Annotated in this window: 16 protein-coding genes; 12 read left to right on the top strand and 4 right to left on the bottom strand. The window is 63.3% G+C overall.

Annotated features, from left to right (window positions below):
* Positions 1 to 169: 169 nt before the first annotated feature.
* On the bottom strand, positions 170 to 2,299 hold the full coding sequence (locus HZZ16_RS00780; RefSeq protein ID WP_197946527.1) for an acetate--CoA ligase family protein: 2,130 nt from the start codon (positions 2,297 to 2,299) through the stop codon (positions 170 to 172).
* Between the two features lie 64 nt (positions 2,300 to 2,363).
* Here HZZ16_RS00780 and HZZ16_RS00775 point away from each other — a divergent pair, with 64 nt between their 5' ends.
* The 10 genes from HZZ16_RS00775 (at position 2,364) to HZZ16_RS00730 (ending at position 12,657) form a co-directional block, all read left to right on the top strand.
* Positions 2,364 to 2,591, top strand: coding sequence for a hypothetical protein (locus HZZ16_RS00775; protein WP_197946523.1), 228 nt, complete (start codon positions 2,364 to 2,366; stop codon positions 2,589 to 2,591).
* A gap of 66 nt (positions 2,592 to 2,657) precedes the next feature.
* Positions 2,658 to 3,353, top strand: coding sequence for a GntR family transcriptional regulator (locus tag HZZ16_RS00770; RefSeq protein ID WP_197947246.1), 696 nt, complete (start codon positions 2,658 to 2,660; stop codon positions 3,351 to 3,353).
* Between the two features lie 89 nt (positions 3,354 to 3,442).
* On the top strand, positions 3,443 to 5,176 hold the full coding sequence (gene oxc / locus HZZ16_RS00765; RefSeq protein WP_197946521.1) for an oxalyl-CoA decarboxylase: 1,734 nt from the start codon (positions 3,443 to 3,445) through the stop codon (positions 5,174 to 5,176).
* A 60-nt stretch (positions 5,177 to 5,236) separates the two neighbouring features.
* Complete coding sequence (gene frc, locus HZZ16_RS00760; protein ID WP_197946519.1) at positions 5,237 to 6,514, top strand: formyl-CoA transferase; 1,278 nt, start codon at positions 5,237 to 5,239, stop codon at positions 6,512 to 6,514.
* 712 nt (positions 6,515 to 7,226) lie between these two features.
* Complete coding sequence (locus HZZ16_RS00755) at positions 7,227 to 8,531, top strand: ABC transporter substrate-binding protein (protein WP_197946517.1); 1,305 nt, start codon at positions 7,227 to 7,229, stop codon at positions 8,529 to 8,531.
* Between the two features lie 71 nt (positions 8,532 to 8,602).
* Complete coding sequence (locus HZZ16_RS00750; protein WP_197946514.1) at positions 8,603 to 9,502, top strand: branched-chain amino acid ABC transporter permease; 900 nt, start codon at positions 8,603 to 8,605, stop codon at positions 9,500 to 9,502.
* Entirely contained in the window at positions 9,502 to 10,458 is a 957-nt protein-coding gene (locus HZZ16_RS00745) for a branched-chain amino acid ABC transporter permease (RefSeq protein ID WP_246509906.1), read from the top strand. The genes HZZ16_RS00750 and HZZ16_RS00745 overlap by 1 nt, the downstream gene beginning before the upstream one ends.
* Positions 10,458 to 11,201 carry an ABC transporter ATP-binding protein gene (locus HZZ16_RS00740; RefSeq protein WP_197946510.1) on the top strand — a complete coding sequence of 248 codons (744 nt, stop codon included), beginning with the start codon at positions 10,458 to 10,460 and terminating at the stop codon, positions 11,199 to 11,201. Before HZZ16_RS00745 ends, HZZ16_RS00740 begins: the two co-directional genes overlap by 1 nt.
* Positions 11,198 to 11,869: an ABC transporter ATP-binding protein gene (locus HZZ16_RS00735; protein WP_197946508.1), complete on the top strand. Its 672-nt coding sequence runs from the start codon at positions 11,198 to 11,200 to the stop codon at positions 11,867 to 11,869. Before HZZ16_RS00740 ends, HZZ16_RS00735 begins: the two co-directional genes overlap by 4 nt.
* 320 nt (positions 11,870 to 12,189) lie before the next feature.
* Positions 12,190 to 12,657, top strand: a complete 468-nt coding sequence (locus tag HZZ16_RS00730; RefSeq protein ID WP_246509905.1) for a hypothetical protein — start codon at positions 12,190 to 12,192, stop codon at positions 12,655 to 12,657.
* A 215-nt stretch (positions 12,658 to 12,872) separates the two neighbouring features.
* Here HZZ16_RS00730 and HZZ16_RS00725 read toward each other — a convergent pair whose 3' ends face one another.
* Positions 12,873 to 13,124 carry a hypothetical protein gene (locus HZZ16_RS00725; protein WP_197946506.1) on the bottom strand — a complete coding sequence of 84 codons (252 nt, stop codon included), beginning with the start codon at positions 13,122 to 13,124 and terminating at the stop codon, positions 12,873 to 12,875.
* Positions 13,125 to 13,408: 284 nt separating this feature from the next.
* Between HZZ16_RS00725 and HZZ16_RS00720 the strand changes: the two genes are divergently transcribed.
* Positions 13,409 to 13,852 (top strand): SRPBCC family protein, encoded by a 444-nt coding sequence (locus HZZ16_RS00720; RefSeq protein ID WP_197946504.1) that lies wholly within the window; start codon positions 13,409 to 13,411, stop codon positions 13,850 to 13,852.
* A 324-nt stretch (positions 13,853 to 14,176) separates the two neighbouring features.
* On the opposite strand, the gene HZZ16_RS00715 is transcribed toward HZZ16_RS00720, so the two are convergent.
* Together HZZ16_RS00715 and HZZ16_RS00710 are read right to left on the bottom strand one after the other, a co-directional pair.
* Positions 14,177 to 15,505: an Hsp70 family protein gene (locus HZZ16_RS00715; protein ID WP_197946503.1), complete on the bottom strand. Its 1,329-nt coding sequence runs from the start codon at positions 15,503 to 15,505 to the stop codon at positions 14,177 to 14,179.
* Positions 15,506 to 15,638: 133 nt separating this feature from the next.
* Positions 15,639 to 17,075 carry a WD40 repeat domain-containing protein gene (locus HZZ16_RS00710; RefSeq protein ID WP_311973558.1) on the bottom strand — a complete coding sequence of 479 codons (1,437 nt, stop codon included), beginning with the start codon at positions 17,073 to 17,075 and terminating at the stop codon, positions 15,639 to 15,641.
* Positions 17,076 to 18,016: 941 nt separating this feature from the next.
* Between HZZ16_RS00710 and HZZ16_RS00705 the strand changes: the two genes are divergently transcribed.
* Positions 18,017 to 19,021, top strand: coding sequence for a Bug family tripartite tricarboxylate transporter substrate binding protein (locus HZZ16_RS00705; RefSeq protein ID WP_197946501.1), 1,005 nt, complete (start codon positions 18,017 to 18,019; stop codon positions 19,019 to 19,021).
* The last annotated feature ends 49 nt before the right edge of the window (positions 19,022 to 19,070 follow it).

Raw genomic sequence — 19,070 nt, 5'->3', positions numbered from 1 at the left:
AGACGCGAGCCGCCTCTTCTCCCTCTCCCCGTTCCTACGGGGAGAGGGCTGGGGTGAGGGGCTATGTCCGCAAAGACGGTGAGAGACGGATTGGTGGAGAGTCCCCCCTCACCCGAATTGCTTCGCAATTCGGCCTCTCCCCGCAAGCGGGGAGAGGTGAAGTCGCAGCTCAGAGCAGCCCTGCTCCGCGCGCCCACTTGTACTTGGCACCGAGCACCTCGACCGGCAGTTCGGTCGAATAGGCGTAGGCCGGGATGCCGTTCTGGTAGAGATATTCGGCGGCTTCCTCGACCTCGACGTCGCCGGCGAGAGACGCGACCATCGGTTTCACGAAACCCTTGGCCTCCATCTCCTTCTTCACCTCGACCATGTTGCGGGCGAACACCATCGGCGGGGTGACGATGGTGTGCCAATAGCCGAGGATCAGCGCGTGGATGCGCTCATCCGACAGGCCGAGCTTCACGGTGTTGACGTAGGTGATCGGCGGCTCGCCTCCGGTGATATCCACGGGATTGCCGGCCGCGCCGAACGGCGGGATGAACTTGCGGAAGGCCGCATCCAGATCCGGCGGCATCGACATCAAAGACAGGCCGTTGTCGACGCAGGAGTCCGACAGCAGCACGCCCGAGCCGCCGGCGCCGGTGATGATGAGCACGTTCTCGCCCTTCGGCGTCGGCAGCACCGGCACGCCGCGGGCGAATTCGAGCAGCTGACGAAGTGAGCGGGCGCGGATCACGCCGGACTGCTTGAACACGTCCTCATAGATGCGATCGTTGCCGGCGAGAGCGCCGGTGTGGGAGGACGCCGCCTTCGCACCGGCTGAGGTGCGGCCGGCCTTGAGCACCACCACCGGCTTCTTCTTGGAGACGCGCTTTGCGGCTTCCGCGAAGGCACGGCCGTCCTTGAGGTCTTCGCAATGCTGCGCGATCAGGTTGGTGTTCGGGTCCTGCTCGAAGAAGGCGAGCAGATCGTCCTCGTCGATGTCCGACTTGTTGCCTAGGCCGACGATCGCCGACACGCCCATTTTCGCCGAGCGCGAGAAGCCGATGATGGCCATGCCGATGCCGCCCGATTGCGACGACAGTGCCGCGTGACCCTTGACATCATAGGCGGTGCAGAAGGTCGCGCAGAGATTGGCGGGCGTATAATAGAAGCCGTAGATGTTCGGCCCCATCAGGCGGATGTCGTACTTCTTGCCGACCTCGACGATCTCGGCCTGCAGCTCCGGCGCGCCGGCTTCAGCGAAGCCCGACGGGATCAGCACCGCGCCCGGGATCTTCTTCTCGCCGCATTCGGTCAGCGCAGCGGCGACGAATTTCGCGGGGATCGCGAACACCGCGACGTCGATCACGCCAGGCACGTCCTTGACGCTCTTGTAGGCCTTGTAGCCGAGGATCTCGGCGGCCTTGGGATGGATCGGGTAGATCTCGCCCTTGTAGCCGCCGTTGATGAGGTTCTTCATCACGGAATTGCCGATCTTGCCGTCCTCCGCGGAGGCGCCGACCACGGCGACCGCCTTCGGCTGCATGATGCGGTTCATCGCCGCGACGATCTCTTCGGTCGGACGCGGCTTCGGCTTCGGCTTGTAGGCGAAGTCGACGACGATGCGGACGTCGGCGGCCGTGGCATCTTTCGGCGTTGCGAACACCGGGTTGAGGTCGAGCTCGACGATCTCGGGGAAATCGGTGACAAGCTGCGAGACCTTGACGATGACGTCAGCGAGCGCGTTGCGGTTCACCGGCTCGCCGCCGCGCACGCCCTTCAGGATCTCATGCGCCTGGATGCCGTCGAGCATCGAGAGCGCGTCTTCCTTGGTCGCGGGCGCAAGACGGAAGGTGATGTCCTTGAGCACTTCGACGAGCACGCCGCCGAGGCCGAAGGCGACCAGTTTGCCGAACGAGCCGTCGGTGATCGAGCCGACGATGACCTCGGTGCCGCCGGCCAGCATCTGCTGGACCTGGACGCCCTCGATCTTGGCATCGGCCTTGTACTTCTTGGCGTTGGAAAGAATGGTCTCGTAGGCCTTCTCGGCCTCCTCGGCCGTCTTGAGGCCGACGATGACGCCGCCCGCTTCGGTCTTGTGGAGGATGTCCGGCGAGACGATCTTCATCACGACCGGGAAGCCCATCGAGGAGGCCATCTTGCCGGCCTCGCCGGCCGATTTCGCCACGCCTTCCTTCGGGACCGGAATGCCGTAGGCGTCGCAGACCAGCTTGCCTTCCGGCGCCGTCAGGCTGGTACGGTTGTCCGCCTTGACCTGGTCAAGCACCTTGCGGACGGCATCTTTGGAATTGGACATGTGGCTTCTCCCTTGACCTCAGTTCGTTCTTTTCAAAGCGCGCGCGCGTTTGCGGCTGCCCGTGATGCTTGCCATTCGCCGCGCTCTGTTCCATGCGGCGGAACGGAGTGGCATAAGGCTTAAGGCTAAAGACTACTCCGCCGGCTTGGATCAAAAATGGCTGGCGATGGCATTTGGTATGCCAGAAGCCAACTTGTCAAGCTGGTGCATGCCTGAGAAGCCCGGAAAAAATGGGCAGCTTGACATTCTGGCATGTGGTATGCCAAAAACCTTCCCGTTAATATTCCTGTAAAAGACGACTCCCCACTGGAGGAGATTCGTCGTGTCACTACGGAAACCAACCAAGGCGTTGCCGAACATGGCCGAGGCAGACATCGCAATCGTTCGTATTGCCCCGGAGAGCAGCTTCAAGAACAAGGCGTATGACGCCTTGAAGGACGCCATCCTCAAGATGGACATCTATTCGACGCCCGAGCCGGTGATGCTCGACGAGCGCGCATTGTCCGAACGGCTCGGCGTCAGCCGTACCCCGATCCGCGAAGCCATCGCGATGCTGGAGCAGGACGGTTTCGTGAAGACCGTTCCTCGCCGCGGCATCATGGTGGTGCGCAGGACCAAGAGCGAGATCGTCGACATGATCCGCGCCTGGGCGGCGCTGGAGAGCATGGCCGCCCGCCTCATCACCACCACCGCGCGCAAGAAGGACATCACGGCGCTGCGCGACTTCTTCAAGGATTTCGGCAAGGACCGCCTTCCCGAGGATCACGTCGAGGAATATTCGCGCGCCAACATCGCCTTCCACCAGGCGCTGATCTCGCTGTCGGAATCGCCGGTGCTGGTCGATCTCACCAACGATCTCCTCCTGCACGTGCGCGGCTATCGCCAGCTGACCATCGGACGCAAGGACCGCACCGCGACGTCACTGCCCGAGCATCTCGGCATCATCGAAGCGCTGGAAGCGCGCGACACCGAGCTTGCCGAGAAGCGCGCCCGCGATCACACCCTCGGCCTTGCTGCTTATGTGGAAGCGCACGGCCAAGAACTGTTCACGTAACTCTTCACTTAAGCAACGTTCACCAGAAGGGCGAACCATTCGCCCCCAAAAGCCTAAAACGGCACCTTGAGACCAGGGAGACAAGGCCCATGCTGAATACCGCGACCAAGTCCGAAGCACCGGGCACCGAGCAGGAACTGACGGATGGCTTCCATCTCGTCATCGACGCGCTCAAGCTGAACGGCATCAACACCATCTATAATGTGCCGGGCATCCCGATCACGGATTTGGGGCGCATGGCGCAGGCCGCGGGTATTCGCGTGATCTCGTTCCGCCACGAGCAGAACGCCGGCTACGCCGCCGGCATCGCCGGCTATCTCACCAAGAAGCCCGGCGTCTGCCTCACGGTCTCGGCGCCCGGCTTCCTCAATGGTCTCACCGCCCTCGCCCACGCCACAACCAATTGCTATCCGATGATCCTGATCTCGGGCTCTTCCGAGCGCGAGATCGTCGACCTGCAGCAGGGCGACTACGAGGAGATGGACCAGCTCGCGATCGCAAAGCCGTTATGCAAGGCCGCGTACCGCGTGCTGCACGCCCAGGACATCGGCATCGGCTTCGCCCGCGCCATCCGAGCCGCGGTCTCGGGCCGTCCGGGCGGCGTCTATCTCGACCTGCCGGCAAAACTGTTCGGCCAGGTCATGAACGCCGATGCCGGGCAGAAGTCGTTGGTCAAGGTGATCGACGCGGCGCCGGCGCAGATCCCCTCGCCGGCTTCGGTCAAGCGCGCGCTCGACGTGCTCAAGAGCGCCAAGCGCCCCCTTATCATCCTCGGCAAGGGCGCGGCCTACGCGCAGGCCGATGAGGAGATCAAGAGCTTCGTCGAGAAGAGCGGCGTGCCGTTCCTGCCCATGAGCATGGCCAAGGGCCTGCTCCCGGACACCCATCCGCAGTGCGCCGGCGCGGCTCGCTCGACCGTGCTGAAGGAGTCCGACGTCGTCATGCTGATCGGCGCGCGGCTGAACTGGCTGCTGTCGCACGGCAAGGGCAAGAGCTGGGGCGAGGCGCCGAAGAAGTTCATCCAGGTCGACATCGAGCCGAAGGAGATGGATTCCAACGTCGAGATCGTCGCGCCCGTCGTCGGCGACATCGGCTCGGTGGTCTCCGCCTTCAACCAGGCGATGGGATCATCCTGGACCGCCCCGCCCGCTGAATGGAGCAAGGCCGTCTCGGCCAAGCGCGAAGAGAACGTCGCCAAGATGGCGCCGAAGCTCATGAACAACAAATCGCCGATGGACTATCACGGCGCGCTCGGCGTCTTGAAGAATGTCATCAAGGACTATCCCGAGGCGATCCTCGTCAACGAAGGCGCCAACACGCTCGACCTCGCCCGCGGCGTCATCGACATGTACCGCCCGCGCAAGCGTCTCGACGTCGGCACCTGGGGCGTGATGGGCATCGGCATGGGCCAGGCGATCGCGGCTGCGCTCGAGACCGGCAATCCCGTGCTGGCGGTGGAAGGCGATTCGGCGTTCGGCTTCTCCGGCATGGAGGTCGAGACCATCTGCCGCTACAACCTGCCGATCTGCGTCGTCATTTTCAACAACGACGGCATCTATCGCGGCACCGACGTCAATGGTGCGAACTCGGATCCCGCGACCACGGTGTTCGTCAAGGGCGCGCGTTACGACAAGATGATGGAAGCCTTCGGCGGCGTCGGCGTGAACGCGACCTCGCCGGATGAACTGAAGCGCGCCGTCAACGAGGCCATGAAGTCCGGCAAGCCGACGCTCATCAACGCGGTGATCGATCCCGCCGCCGGCTCGGAGAGCGGCCGCATCGGCAACCTCAATCCGCAGAGCGTTCTGCAGAAGAAGAAGTAAGTCCACCCCTAACCCATACTCCCTGCGGGTGCAGGGGCAGACAGAGTACGGAGCAAGATGATGACCAAAGCGCTCGAGGGCGTTCGCATTCTCGACTTCACCCACGTTCAATCCGGACCGACCTGCACGCAGTTGCTGGCATGGTTCGGCGCCGACGTGATCAAGGTGGAACGCCCCGGCGTGGGTGACATCACCCGCGGCCAGCTGCAGGACATCCCGAACGTGGACAGCCTGTATTTCACCATGCTCAACCACAACAAGCGCTCGATCACCCTCGACACCAAGAACCCCAAGGGCAAGGAAGTCCTGACCGAGCTGATCAAGAAGTGCGACGTGCTGGTGGAGAATTTCGGCCCCGGCGTGCTCGACCGCATGGGCTTTCCCTGGGAGAAGATCCAGGCGATCAACCCGAAGATGATCGTCGCCTCGATCAAGGGTTTTGGCCCCGGACCGTACGAAGACTGCAAGGTCTATGAGAACGTCGCCCAGTGCACCGGCGGCGCCGCCTCCACCACCGGCTTCCGCGACGGCGTGCCGCTCGTCACCGGCGCACAGATCGGCGATAGCGGCACCGGCCTGCACCTCGCGCTCGGTATCGTCACCGCGCTCTACCAGCGCACCCACACCGGCAAGGGCCAGCGCGTCACCGCCGCGATGCAGGACGGCGTGCTCAACCTCTGCCGCGTCAAGCTGCGCGACCAGCAGCGCCTCGCCCACGGCCCGCTCAAGGAATACAGCCAGTTCGGCGAAGGGGTGCCGTTCGGCGACGCTGTGCCGCGCGCCGGCAACGATTCCGGCGGCGGCCAGCCCGGCCGCATCCTGAAGTGCAAGGGCTGGGAGACCGATCCCAACGCCTATATCTACTTCATCACCCAGGCCCCGGTCTGGGAGAAGATCTGCGACGTCATCGGCGAGCCCTCCTGGAAGACCGATCCCAACTACGCCAAGCCGGCCGCCCGCCTGCCGCGCCTCAACGAGATCTTCGCCCGCATCGAGCAATGGACGATGACCAAGACCAAGTTCGAGGCGATGGAGATCCTCAACAAGGACGACATCCCCTGCGGCCCGATCCTGTCGATGAAGGAGATCGCCGAAGACCAGTCGCTGCGCGCGACGGGCACCGTGGTTGAGGTCGACCACCCCACCCGCGGCAAGTACATCTCGGTCGGCAACCCGATCAAGCTGTCGGATTCTCCGGCCGAAGTGACGCGCTCGCCGCTGCTCGGCGAGCACACCGACGAGATCCTGCGTTCGGTGCTCGGCTTCTCGGACCATCAGGTCGCCGAGATCCACAAGTCCGGCGCGCTCGACCCGCCGCAGAAGCAGGCGGCGGAGTAAGCGGCCCCACATTGCACGAGACGAAAGGGCCGCCCGAAGGGGCGGCCCTTTTTGCTTGTGAAGGCGTGCAGTCGCGGAGCTCAAAATAGAAAATGGGAAAAACAACCCCATGCACAGTAGCCATCCCGTTGGTCCGCAACGATATTTCTGATTCGACGAAAAAACTCTGACCCGTCGGGCAAAACAGGGGTATTATGCCATCGTGGATGTCGTGCCGGCAGCGCACTCGGGGCGCTGGCTGCTGCCAGTTGGAACGGGTCCCCGGCCACACGCCATTCCTGAAAAGGGGCTGCAGAGATCTGGAATCCAAGGCCAGTTATCGGACGTCAGCGCGAGGCGCAAGGACGTCAGCGATGAGCCAAAAGCGGCAACACAAGCTTCAGCATTCCGCTGGACGGCGATGGGCCATGCCCTTCGACGCTACTCGGAAGCCTACGTCGCAGAGGAAGAGCAGGCGCGAATGGCGCGCAGGGCTCAGGCCGGAGCTTTTATCGCACCCTGGGATTGGAGGCATTGACCCTTTTGGGGACCTTGTCCGTGCCAATCGATGCGCAGCCGACGAAATGAGCGGTGGCGTCGAACCGGATTTCGTCGGCTCGCGAATGGCGGCCAAGAGGGCTGGCAACACGCGACAATTATAGTAGCGTTGTTGCAAGAAGAAGCGCACGGCGGCTGAAGCCGGGCGCTACACATAAGACAGGGAGGACTTTCGATGCAATTCCTCAAGGCTGCGATTGCGGCTGGGCTTATACTTGCGACCTTTACGGGCACCTCGCTTGCGCAGAGCAAGCCGTCGGAGCTCAAAATCGGCATCACGACCTTCCTGTCAGGCCCGGCGTCAGTCTTCGGTGTGCCGGCGAAGGCCGCGGCGGAGATGATCGCGGAGGACCTCAACAAGAAGGGCGGCATCGGCGGCGTGCCGGTCAAGCTCTCCTTCATCGACGAAGGGGCGGGAGGCGAAGCGCTCGTCTCGAACTACCGACGCGTGGTGCAGGACGAAAAGGTCGATGCCACGTTTGCTTCGATTTCGTCGGGCAGCTGCACCCAGTTGGTGCCGGTCGCCGAAGACCTCAAAGTCATGAATTTCATGTGGGACTGCGGTGCGGCCTCCATCCTCGAAACCAAGAAGTACCGGTACAATTTCCGGACTCAGGCGAACGGCACGCCGGAAATGCTGGCCGTGCTCCTTTACCTGCTCAAGACCAAGCCCGACTTTAAGACGATCGCGGTGGTCAATCAGGATTATGCCTGGGGTCGGGAGAGCTGGGAGATCTTCTCGACCGCGCTCAAGGCGATGAAGCCGGACGTGCAAGTCGTCGCGGAGCTCTTCCCGAAGTTCGGCGCACCGGACTACTCCACGGAGATTTCCCGTCTGTTGGCGCTCCGGCCGGATGTGGTTCTGACCACGTCTTGGGGCGGAGATCTCGACACGCTGGTCCGCCAGGCCGGTCAGCGCGGCCTGTTGCAGCAGTCGACCTTCGTGCTCGGGATCGGCGAATCATCGATCCAGCGGTTGGGCAAGGACTTGCCTGAAGGCCTGATCGTCGGCGCGCGCGGAGACCACTGGTTCCTGCATCCCGAGAAGAAGGACGACGCGGCCTTCAAGGCGTTCAATGAAGCCTTCAAGGCGAAGACCGGTGCATGGCCGATCTACCCGGTCTATCACATGGCGCAGGCGTTCAAGGCCCTGCAGACGGCCTACGACAAGGCGATCAAGTCCAACGGCGGCAACTGGCCCACGCGCGAACAGGTCGTCGACGCGACCGCGGGCATCGAGTTCGCCACCGGCTTCGGCCGTCCGATTACGCTGCGGCCCGAGGACAACCAGGGTCTCGAAGCTCAGCTGGTCGGCGTCACCAAGTCGGTTCCGGGATACGACTTCAAGCTGCTCGACAACATTATGATCTTCGATCCGAGGATGATCACCAACCCGGCTGGCGTACGGTCGGTTGAGTGGCTCAAGACGCTCAAGCCGGACTTCGTCAAAATGGACGTGCCGACCTTCAAAGCTCCGTAACGGCACGCTCGACTTTTGATCCCCGTCCTCCGAGCCGCGTCCCGGAGGACGGACCTCTTCCGAAGGCCATCATGAACTCGACACTCGCTATTTTGGCTATCCTCGATGGGATCAGCTACGCCGCACTGGTGTTCTTGGTCTCGGTCGGGCTCAGCCTGATTTTCGGCGTGCTGCGCGTGGTCAACGTCGCGCACGGTTCGCTGTACGCGTTCGGCGCCTACCTGGCTGCGACGTTCAGCCTTGCAATCGCGCCGATCTCGCCTTGGCTCACCTATCCCGCGCTGCTGGCCGCCTCCATCGTGATCGGCGTCGCGTGCGGCGGTTTCATCGAACGGTTTCTGCTGCGACCGCTCTCCGGACAGGAGGACGTCCTCCAGCTTCTGATCACTTTCGCCGCCTTCATGATCATGGACAACCTGCAGCGTCTGATCTGGGGCGTGCAGCCCATCTTCGCCGCGGAGCCGTTGAGACTACTTCCCAACGTCGCCGTGTTCGGCGTCAGCTACACGTCGTACCAGGTCATTCTCCTGCCCGGCGTCGCATTGGCGACGCTGCTCGGGCTCCGCTACTTCCTGCGCAGGACGCTGTCGGGAGCGGTGATCCTTGCGGTCACGGAGGACCGCGAAGCTTCGACGGCCATCGGGATTGACGCAAAACGCGTATATTTCGTCACCTTCGTCATCGGCGCGAGTCTGGCCGCGTTGGGAGGCGCCCTTGCCTCGCCGACCACATCGCTGGTCCCCGGAATGGGCGCCGATATGATCGTGCTTTCCTTTGCCGTCGCTGCGACCGCGGGTCTCGGCCAGATCGAGGGCACCGCGCTCACCGCGCTGATGATCGGCCTGACCCGTGCCTTCGTGATCTATCTTCAGCCGGAATTCGAAGTTCTCGTTCCCTATCTGCTGATGGTGCTGGTGCTTCTGATGCGCCCGTTCGGCCTCTTCGGCGCCGTGCAGGTAAGGAAGATATGATGAGCGGTCGCATCAAGCCGGTCACCACGATCGCGATCATCTTCTTTCTGGTCAGCGCCGTCGCGCCCCTTTTGGTATCGAGCTGGGCGACCTTGTTCGCGTTGATCCTCGCGAAGGGCATCGTCGTTCTCGGTATCATTCTTCTGCTGCAGGCGGGGCAGGTGTCGTTCGGACATGCAATGTTCTTCGCTACCGGGGCATATACCGCGGCGTTCTGGGGCAAGTACGTCGGTGGCGGCGACATCGTGCTCTTTATCGCGCTGGGCGGCATAACCTCCGCCGTCTTCGGCCTCATCGTCGGGCTCTTCGTCGTGCGCTACCGGGAGATCTTTTTCGGAATGCTGAATCTGGCGTTTTCGATGGTGCTGTGGTCGCTGCTGGAGAAGATGTTTCATTACACCAACGGCGCCGACGGCATCCGGGTCCCTCGTCCGGCCCTGTTGGGGCTGTCGTTTACGCCCGAAACCTTCCAGTACGTCATTCTCTACGTGAGCCTCTTGATTGCGGTCGTCGCCTTCTACGGCGTGCAACGCTATCTCGATAGCCCGCTCGGACATATGCTGCGTGCAATCAAATCGAACGAGACCCGGCTCGAGTACCTCGGGACGTCCGCACGGCGCGTGCTTCTGATAGGCTACGTGATCTCGGCTTTTCTCGGCGGCATCGGCGGCACGCTGGTGGCGATCATCCAGCAGATCGCCACGCCTGAGTTCGGGTTCTGGACGAAGTCGGGCGAGTTCGTCTTTATCGCGATCCTCGGCGGCAGCGCCCACGCTTTCGGAGCGTTCGCCGGCGCGGCGATGTTCGAGTGCGTGCGCTTCTATGCGGCGGCCCACCTGGTCGACACCTGGCAGTTGATCCTCGGCGTGGTCTTGATCGTCATCATTCTCTATGCGCCCAACGGACTGATAGGTCTCAGGCAGCGCTACGGTCAGGCGAAGCAGGGAGGACATTGATGGCCAACGTCCTCCTTTCCGCGAAGGGCATCAAGATCCGGTTCGGTGGCGTCGTCGCCGCAGACGGTATCGATCTGGACGTTCTCCAAGGCGAGAACCTCGCGATCATCGGACCGAACGGCGCCGGAAAGACAACCTTCCTCAACATCTCAACGGGTTATCTGCGGCCGCAGGCCGGAAGCATCACCTTCCTAGGCCAGGAAATCACGGCGCAGCTCCCGCGCACGATCACCAAGCTCGGCATCGCGCGGGCCTTTCAGATACCGCAGCTTTTTCTCGATCAGACGGTGATGGAGAACATGCTGATCGCGGCGGCCTCGCGGCTGGGAAGCCCTTCCGGCTTTAGGGCTCTTTCCGCCCTGCCTGAGCTGCCTGAAATGGAGCGCCTTCTGGATCTCGTCGGCGTCAAGTTGTACGCGTCTCGCAAGGCGAGGGAGCTTCCCGAGGGACAACGCAAGCTGGTCGACATCGCTCTGGCGCTCGCGCTGAAGCCCAGACTGCTGCTGATGGACGAGCCCACCTCGGGCGTCGCCTCCGCCGAAAAGCTGGAGATCATGGACATCCTGACGTCCGCGCTCGCCAAGGAAAATGTAACTTCGGTCTTCGTCGAGCACGACATGGACATGGTGGAGCGCTATGCCCACCGAGTCGCGGTGTGGAACGTCGGGAAGATCCAAAAGGTCGGCACACCGGCGGAGGTTCTGGCCGATCCCAAGGTCCGTGAACAGGTGATCGGCATATGACGGCGATGCTGGACTTCGAGAACGTCAACGTCGCGATCGCCGATGCGCCGGTGCTGCGCAGCGTCAGCTTCTCGCTGCAGCCGGGCGCGACCGCCGCGCTCATCGGGCGAAACGGCGCCGGCAAAACCACGACGGTACGGACCATCATGGGCTTCACGAAGGCGAGCGGCACCGTGCGCCTGGGCGGTCAGGACTTGGGCCATGTTCCTCCGCACCGCCGGCCCTTCTTAGGCATCGGCTACGCCCCCGAGGACCGTCGTCTCTTCTCGGCCTTTACGGTGGAAGAGAACATTCTTTTGCCCGGTCGCGTCGCGAAACTTAGCGCGGACGAGGCGCTCCGGCGGCTGGAGCGAGCCTACTCCGTCCTGCCGGAACTCGAGGAACTAGCGAGTCGCCCGGCGGGCTCCGTCTCGGGCGGCCAAGGGAAGATGGTCGCCCTCGGGCGCGCCCTGATGCTAGGCACCCGCCTCGTCATTCTGGACGAGCCGTTCCAAGGCCTCGCCCCTGTGCTGGCGCAGAGGTACGCCGAGGCGCTGCGTCGGCTTCGCTCGCAGGACCGGGACATTACCCTGCTGATCACGGAGTCGAACCCGAAGCTGCTCGAGACCTTCGCCGACGTGACGCTGACGATCGAGCGCGGCGAAATCGAAAGCAGGGTTCTTGCGTAGCGCTCGCCCGGTTTGACGCGCAAAACTGATCACCTTCAACTTCTAAGCCGTCGGAAACTGACGCTTCCTTCCTCGTCCTGCCACAGGTCATCCCCGAAATGCCTGTCACTGTAATTATCGTGTCTCACTTCAGGGGTGCAGTCCGCGCTGTAGCGGAATTGTGGCTCGGCCTTCCAAGCTGACACACCTTGCCGCCGCTCTCGACGTTGAGGCAGATTGACCGCAAAGCAGGGAGGTCAGCATGTCACTGCTGGGCAAGGCCGCCGTCGCAGCGCAGCGAGTTCGGCGATTGGCATTCGCACGAGCACTTTCCCGAGCGGATGAGCATTCCCGGCTTCCGACGCGGATCGCGCTGGACCAGCACGACGGACGCGGAAGGTTTCTTCGTGCTCTATGAGCTAGCGGAGTATGAGGTTCTCACCTCGAAGGGCTATCTCGACCGGCTCAATGCGCCGACGCCGTGGTCGACAAAGATGATGCCGCATCATCTCGGCATGGTGCGCAGCCAGTGCCGGATCGTCGGGAGCTTCGGCGGTGGCGTGGCGGGATCGCTTGCGACGATCAGGCTGTCGCCACAGGCCGGGCGGGAAGCGGAGTTGCAGGCGCGCCTCATCGACACGCTCGCCGCATTGGCACAGCGGCCGGGGGTGACAGGTGCCCACCTCCTCGTCATGGACACGCCCCGCATGGGCGCGCCCACCAGGGAGCAGCAGATCCGCGGCGGGGACGGCGCAGCCGACTGGATCGTGCTGCTGTCGGGTACGATGCCGATGCGATGGAGGACGTGATCGCCGAACGGTTGTCGCCCTCATCGCTTCACGGGATCGGCGCTTGCGAAAACCCAACCAACGGCCGCTATAGGTTGGCATACACGATGACGCCGCAGGACGTGGCGACGTAGGCCGAGCCTGGCATACCGCTCGTTGAGTCTTGCTTCCTCGCCGCGGCTTGAGGTTTGCGCCCATCGTTTGGCCGTAGACCGAACGATGAGCGAATCCCAAGCTTACTTCGACATCGTGCCCTTCTTGGAAGATTGTCCGCCAGGGGCGCTGCTGCCTGAGCTATCCGCGGCGCCGGCGTCAGTCGAAGACGTTCCTGTCGTCACGCCGCCTTTGGTTTTGCCGCTGTCCTTCGTGGTGTCGCTTGTCCCGCCCACCCCAGCTTGCGCACCTCCCTGTGGCTGACTGGGCTGCGCCATTCCAGCGGATCCCATCATCGACGCGATCACCGCACCCAGCATGAGCTTCCTGATCATCTGACCCGTCTCCTGTTGTCACCGCGGACAACAAGCCGATACGCCCCCTGTTCCTCACCCAGCGGTCAAATTCGAGCAGAGTTCCAGCAGTCGGCTGACGATCGCTCGCACAATCATCTTGACGTCGCGAACGCCCGCCAGGCGTGATGGGCAGTCCGGCAGGCCGGCACCCGCGACAAAAAGTTCGTAAGGCCCCTGTCGGATCGGCAGCATCCCGGTCGTCCTCGTGACATGAATGGGCCATAGAGGCCAGCTCGGGCCCATCAACACTGAGGATAACAACCATGCCCAACACCGTCCGCCTGCACCGCGTTCTCGCCACCAGCCCGGAGAAGGTCTATCGCGCCTTCCTGGAAGCCGACGCGATGGCGAAATGGCTTCCGCCGAACGGCTTTACCTGCACCGTGCATCATTTCGAGCCCAAGGTCGGCGGCACGTTCAAGATGTCGTTCCGGAATTTCACGACGGGCAACGGCCACTCGTTCGGCGGCGAATTTATCGAGCTCGTCCCGAACGAACGCCTTCGCTACACCGACAAGTTCGACGACCCCAACCTGCCGGGCCTGATCGAGGTGACCGTGATCCTGAAGAAGGTCTCGGTCGGCACCGAGATCGACATCACGCAGTCCGGCCTGCCCGACGTCATTCCCGTCGAAGCCTGCTATCTCGGCTGGCAGGAATCGCTGCGCAATCTGGCGAAGCTTGTCGAGCCGGAGATCAACCAGTAGCAACGACATCAGCGTCGTAGGGTGGGCAAAGCGCAGCGTGCCCACCAACGCTCTCTCAACCTCGAACAAGATGGTGGGCACGGCGCGCGAAGAGCGCGCCTTTGCCCACCCTACGGCACCGCGCACATCGTCATTGCGAGCGGAGCGACACAATCCGGAGTCCCTCAGCAGAACCATTCTGGATTGCTTCGCTGCGCTCGCAATGACGGAGAATGAGAACCCTCCGAGAAGAAAATGGCTCACATCGAGCCTGCAGATATATCTGCACGGCCGCATTGAACCGCAGCTGCCAGCGAAGCAGATTCGACCGATGGCGAACGATCGTTACGCGCCCTTCGGCTTGACTTCCCCGCCCACCGTCCAGCGGTCCGGATCCGGACTGTGCCCGATCAGCGCCAGGCCATAGGCGATCGACTCGAACTGGTCGCCGGACATCAGCCGCTCGTTGCCGAAGCGGTCGGCGAACAATTTTCGGACCGCAGGCACGAACGAGGTGCCGCCGGTCAGAAACACCTTCTCGACCTCGCGCGAGGCGATACGGGCCTCGGCCAACACCTTGTCGACGGTGGCACCTAACCGGGCGATGTCGTCGGCAATCCAGGCTTCGAATTTCTTCCGCGTGATGGCCGCGCCGATGTCGACGCCGCCGCCCTTGAAGCGGAAGTCCACCTCGTCCTGCGCCGAGAGCGCGACCTTGGCGTCGGACACCGCGCGGTACAGCGCAAAGCCGAGGTCGAGATCGACGATAGTGATGAAATCCTCGAGCAGCTCCGGCTTCAGCGCGGTGCGCTGGAGCTCGCGCAGCTCCCGCAGATCGCCGTTGCTCTTCATCATCGCAAGCTGATGCCAGCGCGCGAGATTGGTGTAATGGCCCGTCGGAACCGGCAGCACCTTGTCGAACGAGCGGAAGCTGGAGCCCTTGCCGAGCCGCGGCGACACGATATGGTCGACGATGCGATAATCGAAGGTGTCGCCGGCAACGCCGATACCGGCGTGGCCGAGCGGCTCGGCCCGAAGAACGCCGCCCGCACGCGAGAAACGCATCACGGAGAAATCGCTGGTGCCGCCGCCGAAATCGGCGACCAGCACGGTGGCATCGCGCTCCAGCCTGCGGGCAAAGGAGAAGGCCGCGCCCACGGGCTCGTAGACATAGCGCGCGTGGCCGGCGCCCAAGCGCTCGAACGCGGCGCGGTAGCGCTGCATCGCCAGCGCCTCGTCCGGATTGCCGCCGGCAAAGCGCACCGGGCGGCCGACGGTGATGTTCGCCGCCTCGAAGTCGAACTTCTCCCCGCCATGGCGCGCCAGCGTGCGCAGGAACGCCGCCAAAATGTCCTCGAATTTGTAGCGCTGGCGGAAGACCTGCGTGGTGTTGAAGCTGGCGCTCGCGGCGAACGTCTTGAACGATTGCAGGAAGCGGTAGACGTGGCGCCCTTCGAGAAACTGCTCGATCGCCCACGGCCCCCCCTCGGCCTGGGCGCCAGCGCCCGGCCGATCCTCCCAGAAGCACAGGGCCGACACGTAGACGCTGTAGCGCTGCCCGCCGTGGTCAAAGCGAATAGCCTCGACCCGGCGGTCGTCCGCCGCCAGCGCAACGACCGTGTTGCTCGTGCCAAAATCGATGCCGATCGAGACGGCGGGCGAGGCGCTCGCCATGAACCACTCTGAATGATGACCGGAAAGAGGGGCAAACCACTAGCGGCTTTGCACTGCCCTGCCAAGCCTCCGGTCCATCATGGCCGCTCGCTGCGCAAGCAGGGTCGCCGAGCCGCGCAACGACCGCGGCTTATCAGCGTGGCGGCGCTTGCACTCCCGTCTCCCATCGCTTGACGAAGCCGCTCTTGCGCTCCTGCTCAGTCCACGTGATAACGCGACAGCGCGCGATGGGGCGGCATTCTCCGCCAAGGCAGAGCTTGCCGGAATCGCCTGAGATCTCGAGCTGACCGGTGCCCTGCGCCTCGAGCCCTTGATCCGGCGCGCCAGCAAAGATCTGACAGCTCAGCTCCGAGGTGCAACGCAAATGCAGGATGGGCTGAGGCGGCTCGGAACTGCCGACCTCGAAAAAGACGATCAATCCATCCGCGCCGATCCTGATCGGGCTCCTGACGCATCTTTCCCTGGTGATTTCAGCCGGCTCGTTCGGCGGTCCAAAATTGCCGAACCACAGGCCGGCGATCTTGTCAGGCAGCCTCGCCGCCGCGAGCTTCGTCCACATCACCGTCTCGGCACCCCCTCCTGCGAAGATGCGCTGACCGTCCGGGCCGAACGCAATGGTTGCCGTGGCAGAATGATCGCCCTTCAGCACCGCGATTTCACCGCCACCGCCGGCATTCCAGAGCCGCGGGCTTCGATCACCGGATGCGGTGGCAATGCGCGCGCCATCGGGGCTGAAGACTGCATCGTTCACGTCGCTCTCGTGCCCCTTCAGGACGGCGAGCTCGCGGCCGGTGGCGGCGTCGAAAACACGCGCCTCCTTTCCGGCGCTCGTGACGATGCGCGTGCCGTCCGCGCTAAAGGCGACGGAGCGGACCGGCGACTTGTGCCTGAGGACGCGCAGCGCGCGACCGCTTGCGGCATCCCAGATGCGCGCAGTGTTGTCCTCGGACGCAGTGACGATGCGTGCACCGTCCGGGCTGAAGCGCGCCCTGATGGCCTTCGCGTCATGCCCGATCATGATCGCGATCTCGCGGCCGGTGGCGGCGTCCCACATGTGAACCGTATTTTCCCAGCAGGTCGTGACGAGACGTTTGCCGTCAGGGCTGAAGGCGGCGAAGATGACCGGCGACGGAGGCTGGAGCACGGCAATCTCGCGGCCGCCTGCAACATCGAAGATGCGTACGACATAGTCATTGGTTGACGTGGCGAGCCGCGTGCCGTCCGAACTAAAGGTGGCGGAGGCAACCCGCGATGGGTGCTTGAGCGCGGCGAGCTCGCGACCGCCGGCGATGTCCCATAGACGTAGCATCCGGTCGTCGGATGCCGTGACAAGGCGCGTGCCATCCGGACTGAAGGCGACGAAGCGGATGAGGTCGTCATCCCCACCGCGCGAGCTCGGCGCAGCGAGCGACGCGATTTCGCGGCCTGTGGCTGTTTCGCAAATGCGGACAATGCGTCCCTCGGTGGCGTTGGCGACCCGTGCTCCGCCCTCGCTGAATGCAGCCGTCGATATTGTGACGCTTTTGGTGCCGCCTTGCTCCGGAACCCCGCAGAAGGTGAATTTGGTCATTTGGTAGATTTCATTCGCGCTGGCAGCCGGACCCCCAGCCGCGACGCCGACTCCCACCAGAACGGCGACCACCCATACCGCCAATCGGAGACGTTGCATCTGCTTCTCCTCGGGCATGCTATTCCAGGCGAAGATTGGACGCAGTCGCCGGCCAGCGTCGACGGAAAAATGCGTGCCAAGGATTGCATTGGCCGGTTCCCACGCGCGTTGAGGGAGCATTATGCTGCAATGCAAGGCGACGGATGCTGCTATGCAAACAAAGTGATGGCTTTTGGCATCTGGTATACATAGATTGTTCCCAGAAATGAGACAACAAGGCTGACCGTCTCGAGAAAGGGAATTCCGATGTCCAAGACCGCTTCCGTCGCTCTCGCGCCCTCCAGCTCCCTGCTCGCGCGTCTGGTCGCCACCATCGACCGCCTGCTGATGGCGAGCGCCCAGATCTCGCTGCGCAACGGCGACCTCCCCCGTTTCGGGCTGTAATAATGGCTGGCGGCCCCGCGCGACGGCGGGGTCGCAGACCACCCGAGACCCGATTTTGATCAAATGGCCCCGCATGTCGGGGCCATATTTGTTTAACGCCCTACCACGCGCGCGATCGCAGCTGCGACGATTCGTCCACCGATGGGCCCGCCGATCCGATTGTTTGCCCCTTGGCATCTCGCATACCATTTGACCAGCAAGATCGATTGAACAACCAAAAGTGTAAGGCCAGGGAGGACTTAGCGCGGCGTGAGCGGCCGAGGGGCACATTTGCACCAACCTTGGCCAGGCTTAGCCGAAAGGAGCGGATGCCGCGCGTTGTGCCTGCTCATAAGCTTCCACCGGGACTGCCTTGGGAGAATCGGCCGCAAGGGCGACACCAGGCATCTGAATCGAGATGGGCTGACGCAAGCCGACAAAGAGCGGCTGCGTTGAGGTTCGACAGGGAGTGAAACAAGATGAAGCCATTCTTTCTGAATGTCGCGCTGGCGGCAATGGCGATGTCGTGCGCGAGCAGCACCGCAAGCCGTGCCGCCTGGGAGCCGGTCCGTCCGGTCGAGTTCATCGTGCCCGCGGGCACCGGCGGCGGCGCCGATCAGATGGCGCGCACCATCCAGGGCATCGTCACCAAGCACAATCTGATGAAGCAGCCGCTGGTCGTCATCAACAAGGCCGGCGGCGCCGGCGGTGAAGGCTTCCTCGACGTGAAGACCTCGTCGGGCAATCCGCACAAGATCATCATCACGCTGTCGAACCTGTTCACGACGCCGCTGGCGACGGGCATCCCCTTCAACTGGAAGGATTTGACTCCGGTCGCGATGCTGGCGCTCGACGAGTTCGTGCTCTGGGTCAATGCCGAGAAGCCGTACAACTCCGTCAAAGACTATGTCGAAGCCGCGAAGAAGGCTCCAAGCGGCACGTTCAAGATGGGCGGCACCGGATCCAAGCAGGAAGACCAGATCATCACGGTCGGCATCGAGAAGGCGATCGACGTCAAGTTCACCTACATTCCCTACAAGGGCGGCGGCGAAGTCGCCGTCCAACTCGTCGGCAACCACGTCGATTCCACCGTCAACAACCCGATCGAGGCGGTCGCGCAATGGCGCGGCGGCAAGCTCCGTCCGCTCTGCGTCTTCGACGCCCAGCCGATGGCCTATGACGAGCCGATCGCCGACGGCAAGGCCTGGAAGGACATTCCCACCTGCAAGTCGCAGGGACTTGCGATGGAATATCTCATGCTGCGCGGCATCTTCATGTCGCCCAAGGTCACGAAGGATCAGACCGAATACTATGTCGAGCTGTTCAAGAAGGTCCGCGCCACGCCGGAATGGCAGGAGTTCATGAAGAGCGGCGCCTTCAACACGACCTTCCTGACCGGCGCCGACTACGCCAAGTGGGTCGAGGCGGAGGAGAAGCGGCACGAAGGTCTTATGAAGGAAGCCGGCTTCCTCGCATCGAATTGAGCCACGGCATCGATGCCGGCCGAGGATGCTGGGCGTCCTCGGCCGGCAG

It is taken from the genome of Bradyrhizobium glycinis (assembly GCF_016031655.1).
GTDB lineage: Bacteria > Pseudomonadota > Alphaproteobacteria > Rhizobiales > Xanthobacteraceae > Bradyrhizobium > Bradyrhizobium glycinis.
Note: the sequence above shows the minus strand (reverse complement) of the source record. Positions and strands in the feature narration are given on the sequence as shown.

Coding starts and splice junctions, on each gene's coding strand:
- oxc (WP_197946521.1), top strand. CDS start 3,443: ATGCTGAATACCGCGACCAAGTCCGAAGCACCGGGCACCGAGCAGGAA.
- HZZ16_RS00745 (WP_246509906.1), top strand. CDS start 9,502: ATGAGCGGTCGCATCAAGCCGGTCACCACGATCGCGATCATCTTCTTT.
- HZZ16_RS00755 (WP_197946517.1), top strand. CDS start 7,227: ATGCAATTCCTCAAGGCTGCGATTGCGGCTGGGCTTATACTTGCGACC.
- HZZ16_RS00730 (WP_246509905.1), top strand. CDS start 12,190: ATGAGCATTCCCGGCTTCCGACGCGGATCGCGCTGGACCAGCACGACG.
- HZZ16_RS00715 (WP_197946503.1), bottom strand. CDS start 15,505: ATGGCGAGCGCCTCGCCCGCCGTCTCGATCGGCATCGATTTTGGCACG.
- HZZ16_RS00725 (WP_197946506.1), bottom strand. CDS start 13,124: ATGATCAGGAAGCTCATGCTGGGTGCGGTGATCGCGTCGATGATGGGA.
- HZZ16_RS00775 (WP_197946523.1), top strand. CDS start 2,364: ATGCTTGCCATTCGCCGCGCTCTGTTCCATGCGGCGGAACGGAGTGGC.
- HZZ16_RS00740 (WP_197946510.1), top strand. CDS start 10,458: ATGGCCAACGTCCTCCTTTCCGCGAAGGGCATCAAGATCCGGTTCGGT.
- HZZ16_RS00705 (WP_197946501.1), top strand. CDS start 18,017: ATGAAGCCATTCTTTCTGAATGTCGCGCTGGCGGCAATGGCGATGTCG.
- HZZ16_RS00780 (WP_197946527.1), bottom strand. CDS start 2,299: ATGTCCAATTCCAAAGATGCCGTCCGCAAGGTGCTTGACCAGGTCAAG.
- HZZ16_RS00770 (WP_197947246.1), top strand. CDS start 2,658: ATGGCCGAGGCAGACATCGCAATCGTTCGTATTGCCCCGGAGAGCAGC.
- HZZ16_RS00735 (WP_197946508.1), top strand. CDS start 11,198: ATGACGGCGATGCTGGACTTCGAGAACGTCAACGTCGCGATCGCCGAT.
- HZZ16_RS00710 (WP_311973558.1), bottom strand. CDS start 17,075: ATGACCAAATTCACCTTCTGCGGGGTTCCGGAGCAAGGCGGCACCAAA.
- HZZ16_RS00750 (WP_197946514.1), top strand. CDS start 8,603: ATGAACTCGACACTCGCTATTTTGGCTATCCTCGATGGGATCAGCTAC.
- frc (WP_197946519.1), top strand. CDS start 5,237: ATGACCAAAGCGCTCGAGGGCGTTCGCATTCTCGACTTCACCCACGTT.
- HZZ16_RS00720 (WP_197946504.1), top strand. CDS start 13,409: ATGCCCAACACCGTCCGCCTGCACCGCGTTCTCGCCACCAGCCCGGAG.